Source organism: Ligilactobacillus murinus (assembly GCF_003288115.1).
Taxonomy (GTDB): domain Bacteria; phylum Bacillota; class Bacilli; order Lactobacillales; family Lactobacillaceae; genus Ligilactobacillus; species Ligilactobacillus murinus.
Genome location: NZ_CP023565.1, coordinates 528,626 through 546,136, shown reverse-complemented (window position 1 = coordinate 546,136; position 17,511 = coordinate 528,626). Strand labels below are relative to the sequence as shown.

Here is a 17,511-nt window from a genome sequence, read left to right as displayed (position 1 = left end):
TATCTAGCCAAAAATGCCTTGATCTTCTTTGAGTAAGATCTTGATCGAATTTAATAATTCATCTGTCTTAACTTCAAGTGTTTCGCCTGTACGACGTAATTTGATCTCAACGATTCCTTCATCGGCTTTTTTACCAACTGTGATCCGAGCAGGTAGACCGATAAGATCAGCATCGGCAAATTTTACCCCTGGACGTTCTTTACGATCATCAACTAAAACTTTGTAGCCAGCATCTTCTAACATTGCTGTGATCTCAGTTGCTAGTTTAACTTGTTCTTCTTTTTTAACATTGACCGGTACCACGTGAATATCAAACGGTGCGATCGAACGTGGCCAAATGATCCCATTTTCATCGCTATTTTGTTCTACGATCGCAGATAGCAGACGAGATACCCCGATACCATAGCTACCCATGATGATCGGTACTTCACGCCCATTTTCATCTAAAACTGTCGCACCTAAACTTTCAGAATAACGTGTCCCTAATTTGAAAATATGACCGATCTCGATCCCACGAGTAAACTTAAGGACACCCTCACCATCTGGCGAAAGATCCCCTTCTTTGACGGTCCGAAGATCAACAAAATCGTCTACCCGATAATCGCGTTCGATATTAGCGTTCATGTAGTGGTAACCATTTTCGTTAGCCCCTACATTAGCATTGACCATCCCATCAACATCCAGATCAGCTACGATCTTAATGTCTTTTGCTACACCAACTGGTCCTAAAGAGCCGAAATCTGCACCTAAAAGTTCACGCGCTTTGTTATCTTCAGCTGGATCTAGGAAATCACAATCTAAGTAGTTTTTCAATTTAACTTCATTGAGTTCGTCATTACCACGCATCAAAACGATAACTGGTTTTTCATCAGCCATAAAGACCAAGGTTTTGATCATATTTTCAGGCTCAACTTCTAAGAAAGCTGAAACTTCATCGATCGTCTTTGCATCTGGTGTGGCTACTTTTGTCAATTCCTTTGGCGTTTCATGAGATTTCTTATTGATCCGCAAGTTTTTTGCCATTTCAAGGTTAGCAGCGTAATCACTTGAATCGGAATAAACGACCGTATCTTCCCCGATCGGTGCGATCGCCATAAATTCTTTAGAATCCTTACCACCCATTGCACCAGCATCAGCAATGATCCCTCTAAAATCAAGACCGACACGTTCAAAGATATGTTGGTAGGCTTTATCCATGTCACGATAGGTTTGATCTAAACTTTCCATATCTGTGTGGAATGAATAATCGTCTAACATCAAGAATTCACGCCCCCGTAATAGTCCAAAACGTGGACGACTTTCATCTCGATACTTCATTTGGATCTGATACAACGTCAAAGGTAATTTTTTGTATGTCTTGATCGCGTCTTTGATGATCTTAGTAAATGTCTCTTCATGTGTTGGTCCTAAGATAAAGTCACGTTCATGACGATCCTTTAATTTAAATAAGTTAGCTCCGTATGTCTTATAACGACCAGACTCTTCCCAAAGCTCAGCTGGCAAAACTCCTGGTACAAGCATTTCAACGGCATCGATCTTGTCCATTTCATCCCGGATGATCGTTTCGATATTATTTAAGACCCGATAAGCCAATGGTAAGTAGGCATAGACTCCGGCTGTTACTTGTTTGATATAACCAGCTCGTAACATCAACTGGTGACTGAGTGCTTCAGCATCGCTTGGCACTTCTTTTAATGTTGGAATCAACATTTTTGATTGTTTCATTCTTACTTAGACCCCTTTTATATTTAATTAGCGGAAGAAATAGCGTTGAATATCATTCCACGTAACTAGAAGCATCAAGATCATCAAAAATCCAAAACCGATCATTGTGATAATGATCTCCTTTTCTGGATCAAGTGGTTTTCTTCTGATCGCTTCGATAATATTTAATAGCAACTTGCCCCCATCCAAAGCAGGAATCGGTAACAAGTTGATGATCCCTAAGTTAACTGACAACAGTGCTGTTAGTGTCACAACACTGATCAGGCCATTTTCTTTAGCCTGTGATGTGAGTGAAAACATTGCTACTGGACCACCTAGATCATTTAGACTAAAGCCGTGTAACATTGATGCTAAGGCATTTCCTAGCTGTTTTATCACATACCAAGTTTGGGTAAAACCATAAGTCAGCTTGGCTTTGATAGAACGATCCATTTTTCCTTTAGCAATTATACCAATCTGGGCGACCTTTTGTCCATTTACGTTTTTTTGGACTGGTGTGACTTTGATATTTTGCTTTTTATCAGCTCGTTTGACTGTTAAAACAAGTTCTTTGCCATCAGCTGATCTGATATGTTGGGCCACATCGTCCCAAGTCGGTGTTTTAGCACCATCGATCGCAATGATCGTATCATTTGCTTTTAGACCTGCTTTTTGAGCAACTGAATCAGTTTGAACTTGAGCTATCGTATTAGTCGTTACAGGGACCCCTCCTTGTAAAAAGGCTACTAAGCCAAACGCTACGATCGCTAACAAGAAATTATTCAATGGCCCTGCAAAATTGGTCAACATCCGATCAACTAACGAAGCCGACTGAAAACGCACATCACGTGGTGCGATCTGCAGTTCGATCCCATCTTTACCGATGATCAAGGCATCATGATCAACTTTGAAGCGTTTGATCTCATCTTCAGTGCCGTTTTCATACCCTTCGACCCAAAGTCCATCCGTTAGATCCCAGTCAGTCAATTCGAGCGGGATCCCTTCGACTAAAGTGAGTTCTTTACTAGTATTTATCTTTTGAACGACACCATTTTCGTCAGTGATCAAACTGACTGGCATCCCTTTTTTTAGCTCTTCGGTATCATCTTCCAAACCTGCCATGCTGACATAACCACCCAGTGGTAAGATCCGCCAAGTATAGGTCGTGCCATTCTTGCGATATGCAAACAGTTTAGGTCCCATCCCGATCGCAAACTCACGGACCAAGATCCCAGCACGTTTGGCAAAATAATAGTGTCCAAATTCATGGACAAATACTAAGATCCCAAAGACGATGATAAATGTAATTATAGTTGTTATCATATTGCTCTACCGTCCTTATCCTAATCGTTTTATTTAGATCAAGCCAGCAAAATGCATCAATGGTAAAACAAATAGTAATGAATCAAAGCGGTCTAAGATCCCACCGTGACCCGGTAAGATCTTACCGGAATCCTTGACCCCATAATGACGCTTGAAGGCTGACTCGATCAGATCACCAAGTTGGCCTCCAACTGAGAAGACTAAAGTCCACAAAAGCATAGTTGAGAAACTATATGGAAACGCAGCTTGTACAAAATATAGATATGCGCCTACAATAACTACCGCACTGAGCGAACCACCGATCGAACCTTCCCAAGTTTTATTGGGACTGATATGTGGTGCTAATTTATTCTTACCGATCTTACGTCCGATCAGATAAGCACCACTGTCTGTGATCCAAACGATCAATAAGGCGTAAAGCATCATCCATAAGCTCTCTGCTCGAGCTAGCATCATAAATCTAAAACCAAGCCCCGCATATAGTCCACCTAATAATAAGACCCCTGCATCATCAAATGAAAAACGATTTTTAGAGATCACAGTGTAGACTAGCATGACTAGGGCTAGCAAATAAAAGCTGCCCCCTAAAGTATCCTGTGTCCAAAAACCAGCCCAAAAGACCGGCAATAAAATCGATAGCATCAAAAGAAAAGAAACGATCGCCTCAAATGACACGAGTAATTTCTTTTTCATGATCAAAAATTCTGACATGGCGACGATCCCCATCAATGTTACCAAGATATCAAAGGAAAGTCCCCCTAGATAAAGCAATGGTAAGAAAATGATCAAAGCGATCACCGCTGTTATAACACGCTGTTTCATCAATTGTCCTCCTTCTTATTCAGCCCACCAAAGCGTCGATCGCGTTGCTGAAACTTATAAATCGATAATTCTAGATCTTCAGCCGAAAAATCCGGCCATAAAACATCTGTAAATACTAACTCACTGTAAGCGATCTGCCACAATAAAAAGTTAGAGATCCGTTCTTCCCCACTCGTGCGGATCAGTAATTCCGGATCAGCATAAGGGAGGGTAGCCGTCATCAAAGCCTCTGAAAAAACATTTTCATCGATCTGTGATGGCTCTAATTTTCCTTGTTTAACTTGAGTTGCTACGGCTTGGACTGCAGTCGTGATCTCGGCACGCCCCCCGTAATTCAAAGCAAAATTCAAGACCATGCCGGTATTATCTTTAGTCTGCTCGATTGCATCAAAAACTGCTTTTTTTGTCGAATCAGGTAATTTATCTGTATACCCCATCACATTGACACGGACATTGTTTGCGATCAGATCCGGGACAAATGTATTAAAAAATTTTACTGGAAGATCCATTAAAAAACCGACTTCAGCTTGGGGCCTTTTCCAATTTTCCGTTGAAAAAGCATATAATGTCAACACCTTGACCCCCAGATCACTAGCTGCTTTAGTGATCGTTTTGACCGTCTCCATTCCCTGCTTGTGTCCGGCAACTCGGGGCAAGCCACGCTTTTTTGCCCATCTACCATTACCATCCATGATGATCGCAACATGAGCCGGTATCCGTTTTTGATCTAGCTTGTTTTGTGCTGCCTGCTTATTTTTAAATAAGTTAGAAAACATATCTTCACCTCTGTTAAAAGAATAACGGGACAAATTCGTCGATCCAGTAAGCGCCTGTTTCGACGAGCCCTTGCCCCGTTATTATCAGCAAAATAAAGCTTTCACCTAGCCGGCAAGCACTTCTTTTTCTTTTTCTGCTGTAATATTTTCAATATTTTTGATCGAATTATCCGTTACTTTTTGGGCAACATCTTCCAAGTCACGTAATTGATCTTCAGTCAAATCACCATTCTTTTGAGCTTTCTTCAAAGCATCCATCATTTCACGGCGAACGTTTCTAACAGCAACTTTGCCCTTTTCAGAAGTTGCTTTAACTTGTTTAGCTAATTCCTTACGCCGTTCTTCAGTCAATTGTGGGATCACTAAACGAATAGCTGACCCGTCATTCATAGGTGCGATACCTAGATCAGATGCTAAGAGCGCATGTTCGATGTCTTTTAAAGAAGACTTATCGTATGGTGTGATGAGAAGCACACGTGCTTCTGGAACGCTGATCTGAGCCATTTGATTAAGTGGTGTTGGCACCCCATAATATTCAACGTTTACTCGGTTTAACAAACTAGCATTGGCTACCCCTGCTCTGATCGTACCCAATTCACGTTGTAAAGCTTCTTCTGCTTTGGTCATTTTTTCTTGATATTGTAAAATAGTTGGATCTGTGATTTTCATAAATTTATTTACTTCCCTTCAACTGTTGTTCCGATCGTTTCACCTTGAACAACTTTCTTGATATTTCCACGCTCATTCATGTTGAAGACCACAAGTGGGATATTGTTATCCATGGATAGTGATGAAGCTGTTGTATCCATGACTTGTAATCCCTTATTGATGATCTCCATATGGGTCAGCTTATCGTATTTGACTGCATTTGCATCTTTACGTGGATCGGCTGAATAAATGCCGTCAACACCATTTTTAGCCATCAAGATCACATCAGCATTGATCTCTGACGCCCGTAAAGCTGATGTCGTATCCGTGGAGAAATATGGTGAGCCGGTACCGGCTGCAAAGATCACGATACGTCCCTTTTCCAAATGCCGCATAGCCTTACGTCGAATATATGGTTCAGCTACTTGGCGCATTTCAATTGCAGTTTGAACTCTAGTTGGTACTCCGATCGATTCTAAATTGTCTTGTAGTGCCAAAGCATTCATCACTGTCCCAAGCATTCCGATATAATCGGCTTGAGCGCGCTCCATTCCCATTTGTGCACCTGATTCGCCACGCCACATATTGCCACCACCGACAACGATCGCGATTTGAACACCCAAGTCATGCACTTCTTTGATCTCTTCGGCAACTTTACGGATCTCTGGCGGATTGATACCTTGACCAGCATCACCGGCCAATGCTTCCCCGCTCAGTTTCATCACAACTCGTTTGTATTTAATGTCAGACATTAGTTGATCCTCCTAAAACAATTTTGCTGAAATTCGTTCACGATTTAACGAAAGCCGTTTGAATAAATTTTATCATTCTATCGGGGGTTTTGCCAACTATTAATTTGTTTTTACATTTCAACAGGCTTTGTTAGGAAACCGTTAGCATTTACTTGTTGGACACAAAGCATTTTTGCTATAATGTGAATAGTTGTTAAATTTGGAGTGATGCACATGGAAAAGCCTAGAACTTCTCATGGATCTGGCCTCCCCAAACGTATTCGGGTCCTATTTGCGATCATTTTCATACTAGTTGGCATTTTAGGTTATCGCACTTATAAATATTTCGGACAACTAGAGATCCAAACTAACTATGCTGTCCTCAAAAAAGGCCCTGGTGTTGAATATGATCAAATCAGTCAACTCAAGCAAAATCAACGTGTAACTGTCTTAAAAAGTAAATATCATTGGATGTATGTTGAAACTGACGATGAAAAAAAAGGCTGGGTCGCTGATTGGATGATCAACAGTAGCTACAAATTACCAGTTACTGATCTCTCAAATGCGACGATCGTGATCGATCCTGGTCACGGTGGTTATGATTCTGGGGCGACTTCAAACACTGAGAAAAAAGAAGAAAAACAATACACTTTAGCTTATGCCAAACTATTGGCAAAAAAATTACGTAAACAAAACACAAAAGTCTATCTTACACGTAGCGATGATACTTTTGTCAGCCTAAGCAAGCGCCCTGCACTAGCAGATCAAGTCCATGCGGATGCTTTTATCAGTTTCCACTTTGACTCGTCGCCAGTCAAAAATACGGCTTCTGGTTTTACGACCTATTATTACCATAAAAATTCACTTAAATTAGCCCAGATAGTAAATAAGGAGTTCGGGGCGATCGGCTTAGAAAATCGCGGGGTCGAAGTCGGTGACTTTTTGGTCATTCGTGATATCAAAGAACCAGCGATCCTATTAGAAATGGGATACATCAATTCCGATCGTGACTTTGATCAGATAAGCTCTAAGTTTTACCGTGCGACCGTTGTAAATGACGTTTATCAAGGATTAGAAAAATATTTCGCAGCACAAAAAGATACAAATAAATAAAGTTAGGTCTTCTAAAAAGATAGCATTTGGCTATCTTTTTCTAGAAGACCTATTTATTTGATCTATCATCTTTTTTGCAAAATAAAAACGTCCCAACCCTCGTATATGAGAATTAGGACGTCTTATAAATCACTGATTATTCAGCAACTGGGTAAACACTAACTTGCTTTTTATCGCGGCCTTTACGTTCAAATTTAACGACACCAGCAACCTTAGCAAACAATGTGTTGTCGCCACCCATACCAACGTTAACACCTGGGTAAATACGTGTACCACGTTGACGGTATAAGATAGCACCACCGTTAACTGTTTGACCGTCAGCACTCTTAGCACCTAAACGCTTAGAACGTGAGTCACGACCGTTAGAAGTGGAACCACCACCCTTTTTATGAGCGAAGTATTGTAAGTTCATTAACATAGTTCGTGCACCTCCTTATTGCTTAATTTATATTCGTTTTTATATATTTTGGATAACTCTGTTCAACATCTCTCAAACCTAATTCAAGGCTCGATAAGATCAATTGAACTGCGGGATCATTTCGTCCCTCATCTGATAAAGCCACTTGCAAAAGCCCACCATTTTTCTGATCTTCAACTAGTTCAAATTTTTGTTTCAGCAACTTTTCCAACGTATTGATCGTATTGATCGCTAACACCGAAACAGCTGCACAAACAATATCCTCACCAGCTTTTGCAAAACCTGCATGACCAGTAATGTCGAAACCTTCGATCACTTTACCATTTTTAATAATATTTGCATGGATCATCTAACGTCCACCTCGCAAAAATTATGCGTTGATCGCGTCGATAACAACCTTTGTGTATGGTTGACGATGACCTTGCTTTGTATGTTGATGCTTCTTAGGCTTGTACTTGAAAGTAACAACTTTCTTAGCACGGCCTTGCTTTTCAACAGTACCTTCAACAGTAGCACCTTCAACAAAAGGTGTACCGATCTTTGTGTTTTCGCCGCCTACTAAAACAACTTTATCAAAAGTTACTTTTTCACCAGCTTCAGCAGCCAACTTTTCAACGTAGATAGCTTGACCAGCTTCTACTTTAAGTTGCTTACCACCTGTTTCAATAATTGCGTACATTAATGTGCACCTCCTTGTATTTTACTTAGACTCGCCGTAATGTAGTGGCTCAAAGAGCACTTGAACTTAAAACGTGCGGTTGCAGTTGTGGCATGCACAAATACAACGCTAATATAATATCAAATTATAAAGTTGCCGTCAATAGAAATACTACAAAAATATAACATTACTTTATTGCTCGGTACACATTGATCAGTCATGTTTAAATAGCTCTTTACTTGCTTTAGTGTCATCTTCTTGGATATTTTTAGCTACTTTCAATAAATTCTTACTAAAATCTGCTGTCTTAGTCTGATATTGCTGGATCTGCTTGAGATTTTGGGTAGCTTGTTCGCTGTTCCAGAGCCGTTCTTTAGTATATGGTGCGATCATTTCTTCGATCTCGGCATCTGATAAATGCTTTTTGAGCGCATAAGCACCTTGTGCGATCTCTTGGGCGATACTTGTGATCTCATCTTCAAGCTCTTGTTGGGTATTCTTAAAAATAGTCGCATATTCTTCACCGATATCGCGCGCTTTAATCGCTACTGCCTGTGCTAATTCTTCTTGTAACGCGATCTTTTGGCTCCCACTGGCAGTCGTTAGTCGTTGGTGTAAACTAGTTACTTTGCCTTGCCATTGACTAGCAAGTTTAGCTTCATTTACGATCGCTTGATATTCCTGTTTAAACTTAGCATACAAAGCTCCATCACCTAACAAAAGTGACAATAGTTTTCCCGAAGAAATATTAGCCCCCGTATTTTTGAGGATCAGGTCTAAATATTTATCGATCAAGTGTGAAATTTTGATCCCAGCTGCAAAAATATAGCCATGCTCATTTAAATTAGCTTCTTTTAGCGTGCCATCAGCATTGATCTGATACTGCCCAAAGTCATGACTTGAACCGTATTTAGCATCAAAATCAAACGTTGTCGTAAATGATTTTGGCAATAGATAGTGAACTTTACCGATCTCATCGACATCTTTTTTGTTCCGATTCAACATCGAAACGATATCAAAAGCATTAACGTAATATTCGATCTTGCCCTGCTCTTCTAAGGTTTGAATGTTGGCTTGTGCTTGTTTAGACATTTTATTGATGCTTTCCCGAGCATCGGGCCCTTGAAATAATACGATCTTATCCAATTTAGCGATATCTTCTTTAGGTAAGTTAGCCACGGCTTGGATCGAGACCATCGTTCCTAAAGAGTGACCGGCGACCGCCATTGTAGCGTTAGGAGCTTTCTTGCGCAATTCACTTATCTTGGCCTGCATCGCTTTATTAGCAAGCTTTGCCTGAGGGATATAGGCATTGAATAGCGTGAATGAACCGTTGTTGCTGACCCAATCATTCAAGGTATTCAGACTCATTCCATCACTGCCCCGAGTCGCAAAATATGTATGCTTAGTTGCACTATTTAACTTTGGGGTGTCCGTCACGTAGTAGGAGTTATATCCAGCCTTTTCATCGGTCAGCAGACCTTTTTGATACGTTTTTTCTTCACCAAACAAACTTTTTTCTTTTATTGTCTCAAGTTTGTCGGGTTGAAGATAGACCTTACTTGCATCTTTGCCATAAGCGTCCTTAGCATGGGGAAAAGTAAACGGAATTGAATTACCATTTCTAAGATTATTCACTTGACTAGGAGTTAATTCTTCAAATGGAAAATTTTCTTTCCTATGTGTATATGAATTTCTTACTAAATCTGCATAGATATTATTTCTATTTTCTAAATCACTCATATCTTCCCTCATCAATATATACTTTCTGTCCTAATTCCATAGTCGACAATTTTGGAAAAATTTTTTCATCAAGTTCCATGTCCAACCGAAACTCAAAATCTCTTTCTGCATTTGCATATCCGAAAATTTGAATTTTCTTTCCTCCACCCCAGGGAGTTCCATTTCCAACCACTCCTACATTTATACTATTCCAATTGTAAGTTACTTTTCTCACATCTTTAGCTTCTTTTTTAATATATTCCGTCATCTCTTTTTCATGCGCCTTCAAAAAAGCTACCTGACGCTCTTTTTGCGCTTCTTGTCTTATTTCGATCACTTTCTTTGTCCCTCCTATTCCAGCTAGTACTAAAAAGATCGCGATGAGTACTAGAACTATTCTTTTCTTCTGCATGATTTTTCTCCTATAAAACCCTTACATAAATAAAAATTTAAATAGCTAAACTACAAGATGAATACTAGCATTCTTTCTAATCGTTTTCAATATTTTTTAATTTAAGTAATAAAAACATCTTTATGCTTAGATAGCATCTATCTAAAAAAGAAGTGTGAGCTTTTGTTACAGTCTCACACTTCTTTCTTGATAGAAATATTCTGTTTTTAATAATTAAGTAGCTAAACAAGCCAAAATAATTATATATCTGTATTCTCAAGAACCGATAACGTTTTAATCACAACTTCTGAATTTAGTGATTTATACAACTTTTTATCACCAACAATGTAAAATTCTTTCTTAGCACGCGTTGCAGCAACATTCATTAAATTTGGCGTAGAGACAGCCCAGCTAGCAGCTCCAGATTCTTCAAAACTTGCACCAAGCACAAGATAAACAATTGCAGCTTCTTTTCCTTGGAATGTATGCACTGTACCGATATTCTTTTGGGGAAAACCAATAGTTTGCAAATATTGCTTCAACTGCGTCACAACATTTTTAAACGGAGAAATAACGTAAATGTTGTTCGTATCTACTTCTCCATCACTTGCCCGCCTTAAGATCTCGTTTTTCAACCAATTGGCTTGTTCTTGAACGAATTTATCATCTGATCTTCCGCTGATATCGACCCAAGCTCCTTTACCTGCTTTGGACATTGAATCGGCCAAAACCATTTGACCAGCATATGAAATTTGATTTGAAATACTAAACATTGGATCAAGGCAACGACGATGTACCCATAGTGGCATGCCTATCCACTCATCTTCTGTTTTTTGGTATCCAAAGCGACTTGCACTATCAACTAAAGTCTGTACAGATTCATCTCCATTAACGATCTGTTCCGAGGCATTATTTTTATTTGCTATTAGACTAATAAGCCCATTGCTTAGAGGAATTACTGATGGGATCTGTGCTGGATCACCAACAGCCATGACCTTCTTACTTCTCAAAATCGCTCCGACTGCTGATTGTGGAGTTGCTTGTCCTGCTTCATCAATGAATAAATTAGCAATCGAACCTGCGCCCATATTCCTGAACATACCGTGAAAACTTGCAAAGGTTGTACTTATAACAGGGATAGCAAAATTTATCCAGTCCCAAGCATATGCGATCAGATGTTTTTTATGTGGAACTGAATAGTCTGCGATCCGATTCCAAATATTCCAGCTTCCCTTCAAACTCTTACTATTTTCATGTAGAAATTGTTTTCGAACTGCTAAAGCATAGATAAATAATTTTGATTGTTCGGTTCGATACTCCTTGGTAGACCATGGAGCTGTTTGCTGTAAATCAGCATATGCTAAGGATAGGTCTAGTGGCATATAGTTTGGATCTTTTAGTTTTAATTCTAAGGAAGATATTTTCTTTTCTATCCTAGATAACTTTATTTCACTTTCTTGTTTCCAGGAGATAATTTCAGCCTGAAATCTTTCTCTATAAGTAGTACTTTTTTGCAGTTTTTCTTGTGACTCTATTAGTTGTCTTTGAACGCTCTCAGATCTAGCTTGGAGCTCTATTCTTTCTTGTAACAAAGCTGTTTTCGAACTTTTTAATTCGTTGATCTCGTTAACATAAGTCTCTACAGATCTTGGGCAAATAAATTTTTTAAGCGTAAACATTGCTGGCTTGTGTCGCTTAGTCTCATCAATTTTTGAATCTATCAACTCTATTCTGTAGTCTTTATTTACTACTTGTTCCTTAGCCACACTCACCTTTCTAGCTTGGATATCAACCAAGTTCTCTAGTTCTTCGATATTGCAGCTAAGTTGTTCATAGGTAGCTTCTTTTTCCGATAACTCTTGACGATATTCCTGTTGCTTTACCTCTAATTTCAAACGTAATTTTTCTTTTTTCTTACATGCATCAAATAAATTCTGCATTTTTTGACGCATTGCACTTACCCGTTCATATTGTTCAGTAAATTTTGAATAGACCGCTTTATCTGAGATAAAATACTCAGGTTTCAGCTCTTCAGCCATTTGTCTTATTATTTCAAGCATATTTTGACGATTCGTACTCTTGCCACCTTCAGTTGCAAACATGCCCCAGTTATCAAGATCTCCATCGTTATTACTAATATTTGAAAAATAGTCAACATTCATCGTAGCTTTCAAAAATTCATTCGACAATTGTCCTTTTTGCGGTAATTCTTTGACGATATTTTGAACAGCCCCATTATTGGAGCTTGCTACCAAGATATTCTTATCAGCAATTTCTACTGGAAGCTGCGCAATCTTGCCATTTCTAAAATAAGTATGTGTTTCAGTTAGATGTTTATCTTTCAGCTTACTTATCTCATATGCTTGACGAACTACCAATTCCGCAAAAACATCTTTGAGTAACGTCGTCTTCCCTGTCCCAGGTGGTCCATTAACACCACGGATCTTTTCAGGATCGTTAAGTGCTACATTTACGGCAATTTGTTGCATTAACGATAGACCCCATTTAGGGTTAGAAGGAAAACGTCCTAATGGATAATTTTTGGGTTCTAAGATCTCTGCAATATTTTTACCATTGAAAGTACTACTTTTGTTGTTACTATCTAAGTTGATCTGTTTTCCAGAAAATCCATCTATGTAACGATCTAAAAGCTCATAATCTTCATTCTTAGCCCATAATAGATCATCAAGATAAAATGAATGCAACAAGGGCTCCCCCTTGGTCACATTCTCATTGATCACATAATAATTTCTAGTCGACCACCTTAACTCTTGGGAGATCAACTTCATCATTCCATCTTCAAAGTCATATTCGAAAAATTCAGCTATTTGTTTTCCTAAATCAGCTTCAACTTCCAAAATATTTTCCGGTAACTTACCGTATCGATGTGCATAGCCACTCATCGTGTAAAATAACTGATCTTCTAGAAGTTTAAAACTATTTTCTGCAACAGAAAACGATAAACAATATGTAAATTTGTTTGAATTGCTATCTTCTCTATATTCTTCAGGCAAATTAAATTTTTCAGATAGATCGTTTATTAGATCATCAAACCGAAAAATATCAAAATAAATCGTAAAGCCCATATTCTTTACTTTTTCTTTAGATATCTTATTGCGATATCTAAACTCACTTAATTTAGCTTTGAAAAAATTCGTCCAATTATCGATAAGGTCCGCTCTTCGTAACTGTTTGTAATTTTTATCATCTCCTGCTTTTAAATCAATATCACCTTCTGAAAATTTTTCAATATCGATCCATGAAGCCAATACATTATTTTTATTTACTTTCCCCACTGTACATCGCCCCCTAGTAATTATTATACAAACCTATTTTAACGCCTGTGACCATTAAAAGATAGCAATTTTTCCTGTTGCTACTGTCTCACAAAATATTTTGAAAACTCCTTTTGGAATATATATACTATTACATATTCTCTCAGCACTTGAGAACATAATCACGATATTTCCATAACATCGAACTTAACAAATAACTATCCAATTCAGGGAAATTCTTGATCATCAACTTTGTCAATTCGTGATTTTGGCGATAGACACTATCTGATTTATCAATAGAGCACAAATTTTCCCAAATAATAATGGTAATTATAGACTTACATCTTTTCGCATAAAAGTGTCAACACTACGATCTTTATGATAGTCTTTCTATCATTTTCATCAGTGGTTCGAGCAAGTCCAATCTTTTTATCTCTTCTTGTGGTAATTTTTTTGCCCCCAACAATGTTCCCAATATTTGACCAGTTACTGATCCTGTTGAATCCGAATCGCCATCATGAAGTACCGCTACTCGAAGTGCTTTTTTTAAATCATTAGAGTATTTTAGAGAACAATACAACGCAATAGCTAACGTTTCTTCTGCTACCCAACCCTCACCGAGCCTTGAAATGATCTCCATATCATCAAAATCTTTCTCACTTGCCAAAATAGCCTGTTGCAACAAGTCGTCAAATACTTTTACCTCTAAAGAACCCATGAAGATCCGCTTGATATCTTGTCGCATCAAAGAAACACTATCACATAAAGTCTCACCTTCAGATATATATCTAAGTAAACTAACTAAAGCGGCTGAAGCTATATGACTCATTTGATGTCCATGAGTAAGTGCTGAATTTTCAATTGCGACCGAATATGGATCTTCCCGATCAATAAATGCTAGCGGGGCAACACGCATCAAAGCTCCACAACCTTTACTTTGATTTATCGGTTCATTTAAATCTCCCGGGATCCCACGCATTAATGTCATCAAACAAGTACGTCCTGGTTCACGACTGGCATACATCTCAGGATACTCCATCAACCAAGAAATTGGTCGATGACTCAGTTCGCTTTTTCCTTGTTTAAATTGTGTTTCAAGCCAATCTTGATAACAATTCCATGTGTTAATACGCAAATTTCCATCTAAAAGTAACGCATTAGCAGTAAAAAGTGTCATCTGAGTATCATCTGATACTATAAGTTTACCTACGATCTTATCAAAATCATGATCCTGAGACATCTGCGAAACTTTCTCAAATTCGACTGGATAGCCTAACGCATCCCCTAAAGCGCCCCCTAAAAGGCAACCCGCTAGCTGATCTATGTTTAAATTATATTTCATACGATCATCCCCTAATAATTTTTATTTTATACGATTTTATGTACCTTCTTTAAAATACTACTAAAAATATGTACAATAACAAAGCAATTTCTTGTTCGATAAAACTTTAATACTCTTTGACTATTATTTCCCATTTCCGACCAAATCTCAAACGAATTTATAGCTAGCTAATTTTTACTAGTACGACTTATATAATTATAAAAAGGTACATCCCCAAAATTTCTCAGTTCCCAAGCGTTCGTTAGTTTTTTATATATAATTGATAGATCAAGGACAATAGAATTATATATAAAAACCGCAAGATTGGATCATCAACATATCAATGTAGGCCAAACTTGCAGTTTTTAAGCATATTTATTCTAAAATCGGTAAAACATCGTTATAATTTGCATTCTGTTACACACTAATAATTATACATAGTTAACAAAAAACAGTTTCTATCAGCTACATATTAACAAACTCTACTTTTAACTTTTTACCTAATGCATTAGCTATTTTGGAAAGTGTATCGACACTAGTATTGTTTCCACGCTCGATACGTGCAATCGTTGATTGTGGCACATCAACACGTTTAGCTAACTCTCTTTGCGTTAAACCAGCATCTTCTCTAGCTTTCAATAAAGCTACTGCACTTTCAAGTCTCAAACTCTCTGCTTCAAAATTGGATCTTAACTCTGGATCTTGGAACCTCTTTTCCAAATAATCATCAAATTTAACTGTTGGCATCATTTTCCTCCTCAAATTCCTTATAAATCGCTAGCGCATGCAAAATCTCTTTTCTAGGTGTCTTCTGTGTTTTTTTACTAAATCCATGAGTAATGATATAACGACTTCCTTTCCAGTGAAAGTATAGAGCTCTTTGAATATTATTTCCCACTTCCGATCGAAGCTCAAATATGTTATCGTCTACTTTCTTTACCCATTTCATTTTTATAGCAGTCAACAAGCCATGTATCTGGACCTTATAGATAACCGCCATTAACTTCGCTTGATCTTTTTGCGGTAAATTTTCTAAAAATTCCAAAAACTCATTATGTCCATTAGGTCGCTCATAAAATTCAAATTTTGGTTTCTCCATACCCTAAAAATAGCATATATGCTATCAGAAATCAACGAAATAGTTTTATATCAGATGATCTTAGTGACCACAGTTACTGTCTCTTTCTTTCACAAAGATTTATTATTCCCTATTAAATATCAAATCTTCGAAAAAAGTTGTTCACCAACTCTCTACATCCTAGTTACCACTCTTCAAAAAATTTTCTTGCTTCTTCAGGATTTTTGATTATCCAACAAAAAACAAGTACGATAAGATACATGCATAGTAGACAAAAAAATGAATTTAGATCTATATTCTCCCAAACACCTATCAAAACTGCGACTATAAATAATTTTAACTTTTCCAAAAATACACCTTCATCTATATTAATTTTTATCGTACTTCCATTGACAATCCAGCCTGCTGCATGATCCGTTTAAATGTCTTCTTTGGAACCGTATTTCCACCGCTATGATAAGCGATCGTCACCATATGACCACCGCGCCTGTGACTAGTTTTACCTTGCCTTATAAATCCTTCCTTTTTTTATATTTCCTGAATTGTCAAATTAAGTTAGAAAAAAGCTAATTGCTCATTTGTAATATACTTCATGAATACTTCTAGTGGAGTTTTGTAGTTTAGATTTTTACGTGGAATATTATTTCTATAGCTACATATCTGGTGAACATGATCAGTGTAAAGAACACTAAGATCATTATTCTTTCCTAGTCCATCTTTTCGAAGTAGCCCATTCGTATGTTCATTTAGTGCACGTTGGTTAGGAACACCTACATCAGCAAAATAGGTACTGATATCATGCTTATTAGAAATATCTTTCCACTCAGACAACCTAAAGTGATCTTTTCTTTGATGTAACTAAGCTCATCATTAGGTAATACGATGTGTTTACGACCGGATCTAGCTTTATTAGCCCAATATTTTTCATAATATTCAGATATCAAATTCCCAGCATCTAAAAAACGATGTACTCGATAAATAGTTTCAGCACTATGTTTTAAGGTTTTAGCTACAATATAGGCTTTAACACCTCGATTCCAAAATTTTTGTACGAAGGACAGTTCACTTATGATAAGATGATTATAGGTCATTTGTGATAGACTTTTGTTTGTCTTTACTCAAAAGTCTATCACAAATGGCCTTCTATTTTTCTAACTTAATTTTACAAACTACGATTGCTAAAAAATCTGTATACATATATACCTATATGAAATTAACCATTAAAGAGATAGTTAATTACACCCACAGGAAAACAATAAATAGTAACTAAAAAGAGCAGCGAACGAATTCACTGCCCTTAAGTACCCTTAGCAAAGCAACACCACTATTGATATATACGTCAATAGCACTATATCAGCCATCAAAAAGTACTTTTGCCTCTTCAGGATGTTTCAACAGCCAACATAAAATAAACATATTAAAGTATGACATTGAAAATGCTATCGTCAGAACTAGATTCACATTGAGCCAAACACCTATCAAAGTTGAAATTACCACTAATCCAACCTGTGATCTTGATTTTTTCAAACTT

At 37.6% G+C, this 17,511-nt stretch carries 17 protein-coding genes, 1 pseudogene and 1 other annotated feature; of the genes and pseudogenes, 1 reads left to right on the top strand and 17 read right to left on the bottom strand.

Annotation, left to right across the window (positions count from 1 at the left end; genetic code table 11):
* Positions 1-3 precede the first annotated feature (3 nt).
* From CPS94_RS02705 to pyrH, 6 genes are all read right to left on the bottom strand, one after another.
* The gene (locus tag CPS94_RS02705) at positions 4-1,725 is read right to left on the bottom strand and encodes a proline--tRNA ligase (RefSeq protein WP_112195295.1); all 1,722 of its coding nucleotides are present in this window, start codon (positions 1,723-1,725) and stop codon (positions 4-6) included.
* Positions 1,726-1,752: 27 nt separating this feature from the next.
* Complete coding sequence (gene rseP / locus CPS94_RS02700; protein WP_112195297.1) at positions 1,753-3,027, bottom strand: RIP metalloprotease RseP; 1,275 nt, start codon at positions 3,025-3,027, stop codon at positions 1,753-1,755.
* Positions 3,028-3,060: 33 nt separating this feature from the next.
* Positions 3,061-3,849 carry a phosphatidate cytidylyltransferase gene (locus CPS94_RS02695; protein WP_112195299.1) on the bottom strand — a complete coding sequence of 263 codons (789 nt, stop codon included), beginning with the start codon at positions 3,847-3,849 and terminating at the stop codon, positions 3,061-3,063.
* On the bottom strand, positions 3,849-4,625 hold the full coding sequence (locus tag CPS94_RS02690) for an isoprenyl transferase (RefSeq protein WP_112195301.1): 777 nt from the start codon (positions 4,623-4,625) through the stop codon (positions 3,849-3,851). Before CPS94_RS02690 ends, CPS94_RS02695 begins: the two co-directional genes overlap by 1 nt.
* A 105-nt stretch (positions 4,626-4,730) precedes the next feature.
* On the bottom strand, positions 4,731-5,294 hold the full coding sequence (gene frr, locus CPS94_RS02685) for a ribosome recycling factor (RefSeq protein WP_004048012.1): 564 nt from the start codon (positions 5,292-5,294) through the stop codon (positions 4,731-4,733).
* An 8-nt stretch (positions 5,295-5,302) separates the two neighbouring features.
* Positions 5,303-6,025, bottom strand: coding sequence for a UMP kinase (gene pyrH, locus CPS94_RS02680; protein ID WP_004048013.1), 723 nt, complete (start codon positions 6,023-6,025; stop codon positions 5,303-5,305).
* A 213-nt stretch (positions 6,026-6,238) separates the two neighbouring features.
* On the opposite strand from pyrH, the gene CPS94_RS02675 reads away from it, so the two are divergent.
* A complete protein-coding gene (locus tag CPS94_RS02675) occupies positions 6,239-7,117 on the top strand; it encodes an N-acetylmuramoyl-L-alanine amidase (RefSeq protein WP_112195303.1) in 879 nt (292 codons plus the stop codon).
* Positions 7,118-7,253: 136 nt separating this feature from the next.
* On the opposite strand, the gene rpmA is transcribed toward CPS94_RS02675, so the two are convergent.
* The 11 genes and pseudogenes from rpmA to CPS94_RS11290 all read right to left on the bottom strand — a co-directional run bounded on the left by rpmA (position 7,254) and on the right by CPS94_RS11290 (position 17,507).
* A complete protein-coding gene (gene rpmA / locus CPS94_RS02670; protein ID WP_004048016.1) occupies positions 7,254-7,535 on the bottom strand; it encodes a 50S ribosomal protein L27 in 282 nt (93 codons plus the stop codon).
* Between the two features lie 22 nt (positions 7,536-7,557).
* A complete protein-coding gene (locus CPS94_RS02665; RefSeq protein ID WP_112195305.1) occupies positions 7,558-7,884 on the bottom strand; it encodes a ribosomal-processing cysteine protease Prp in 327 nt (108 codons plus the stop codon).
* Positions 7,885-7,905: 21 nt separating this feature from the next.
* Positions 7,906-8,214 carry a 50S ribosomal protein L21 gene (gene rplU / locus CPS94_RS02660; RefSeq protein WP_056960100.1) on the bottom strand — a complete coding sequence of 103 codons (309 nt, stop codon included), beginning with the start codon at positions 8,212-8,214 and terminating at the stop codon, positions 7,906-7,908.
* 17 nt (positions 8,215-8,231) lie between these two features.
* Positions 8,232-8,305, bottom strand: a sequence feature (ribosomal protein L21 leader region).
* Between the two features lie 101 nt (positions 8,306-8,406).
* Complete coding sequence (locus CPS94_RS02655) at positions 8,407-9,936, bottom strand: T6SS effector phospholipase Tle3 domain-containing protein (protein WP_112286362.1); 1,530 nt, start codon at positions 9,934-9,936, stop codon at positions 8,407-8,409.
* Positions 9,929-10,327, bottom strand: a complete 399-nt coding sequence (locus CPS94_RS02650) for a hypothetical protein (RefSeq protein WP_004048022.1) — start codon at positions 10,325-10,327, stop codon at positions 9,929-9,931. The genes CPS94_RS02655 and CPS94_RS02650 overlap by 8 nt, the downstream gene beginning before the upstream one ends.
* Before the next feature lie 239 nt (positions 10,328-10,566).
* Complete coding sequence (locus CPS94_RS02645) at positions 10,567-13,602, bottom strand: AAA domain-containing protein (RefSeq protein WP_112286361.1); 3,036 nt, start codon at positions 13,600-13,602, stop codon at positions 10,567-10,569.
* A gap of 355 nt (positions 13,603-13,957) precedes the next feature.
* Positions 13,958-14,923, bottom strand: coding sequence for an ADP-ribosylglycohydrolase family protein (locus CPS94_RS02640; protein WP_112195314.1), 966 nt, complete (start codon positions 14,921-14,923; stop codon positions 13,958-13,960).
* 444 nt (positions 14,924-15,367) lie between these two features.
* Entirely contained in the window at positions 15,368-15,649 is a 282-nt protein-coding gene (locus CPS94_RS02635; protein WP_004048025.1) for a helix-turn-helix domain-containing protein, read from the bottom strand.
* Positions 15,636-16,001 (bottom strand): type II toxin-antitoxin system RelE/ParE family toxin, encoded by a 366-nt coding sequence (locus tag CPS94_RS02630; protein WP_004048026.1) that lies wholly within the window; start codon positions 15,999-16,001, stop codon positions 15,636-15,638. The genes CPS94_RS02635 and CPS94_RS02630 overlap by 14 nt, the downstream gene beginning before the upstream one ends.
* 534 nt (positions 16,002-16,535) lie before the next feature.
* Positions 16,536-17,071, bottom strand: a pseudogene (locus tag CPS94_RS02625) (transposase).
* 262 nt (positions 17,072-17,333) lie between these two features.
* Complete coding sequence (locus CPS94_RS11290; RefSeq protein WP_162626398.1) at positions 17,334-17,507, bottom strand: hypothetical protein; 174 nt, start codon at positions 17,505-17,507, stop codon at positions 17,334-17,336.
* Between the last annotated feature and the right edge of the window lie 4 nt (positions 17,508-17,511).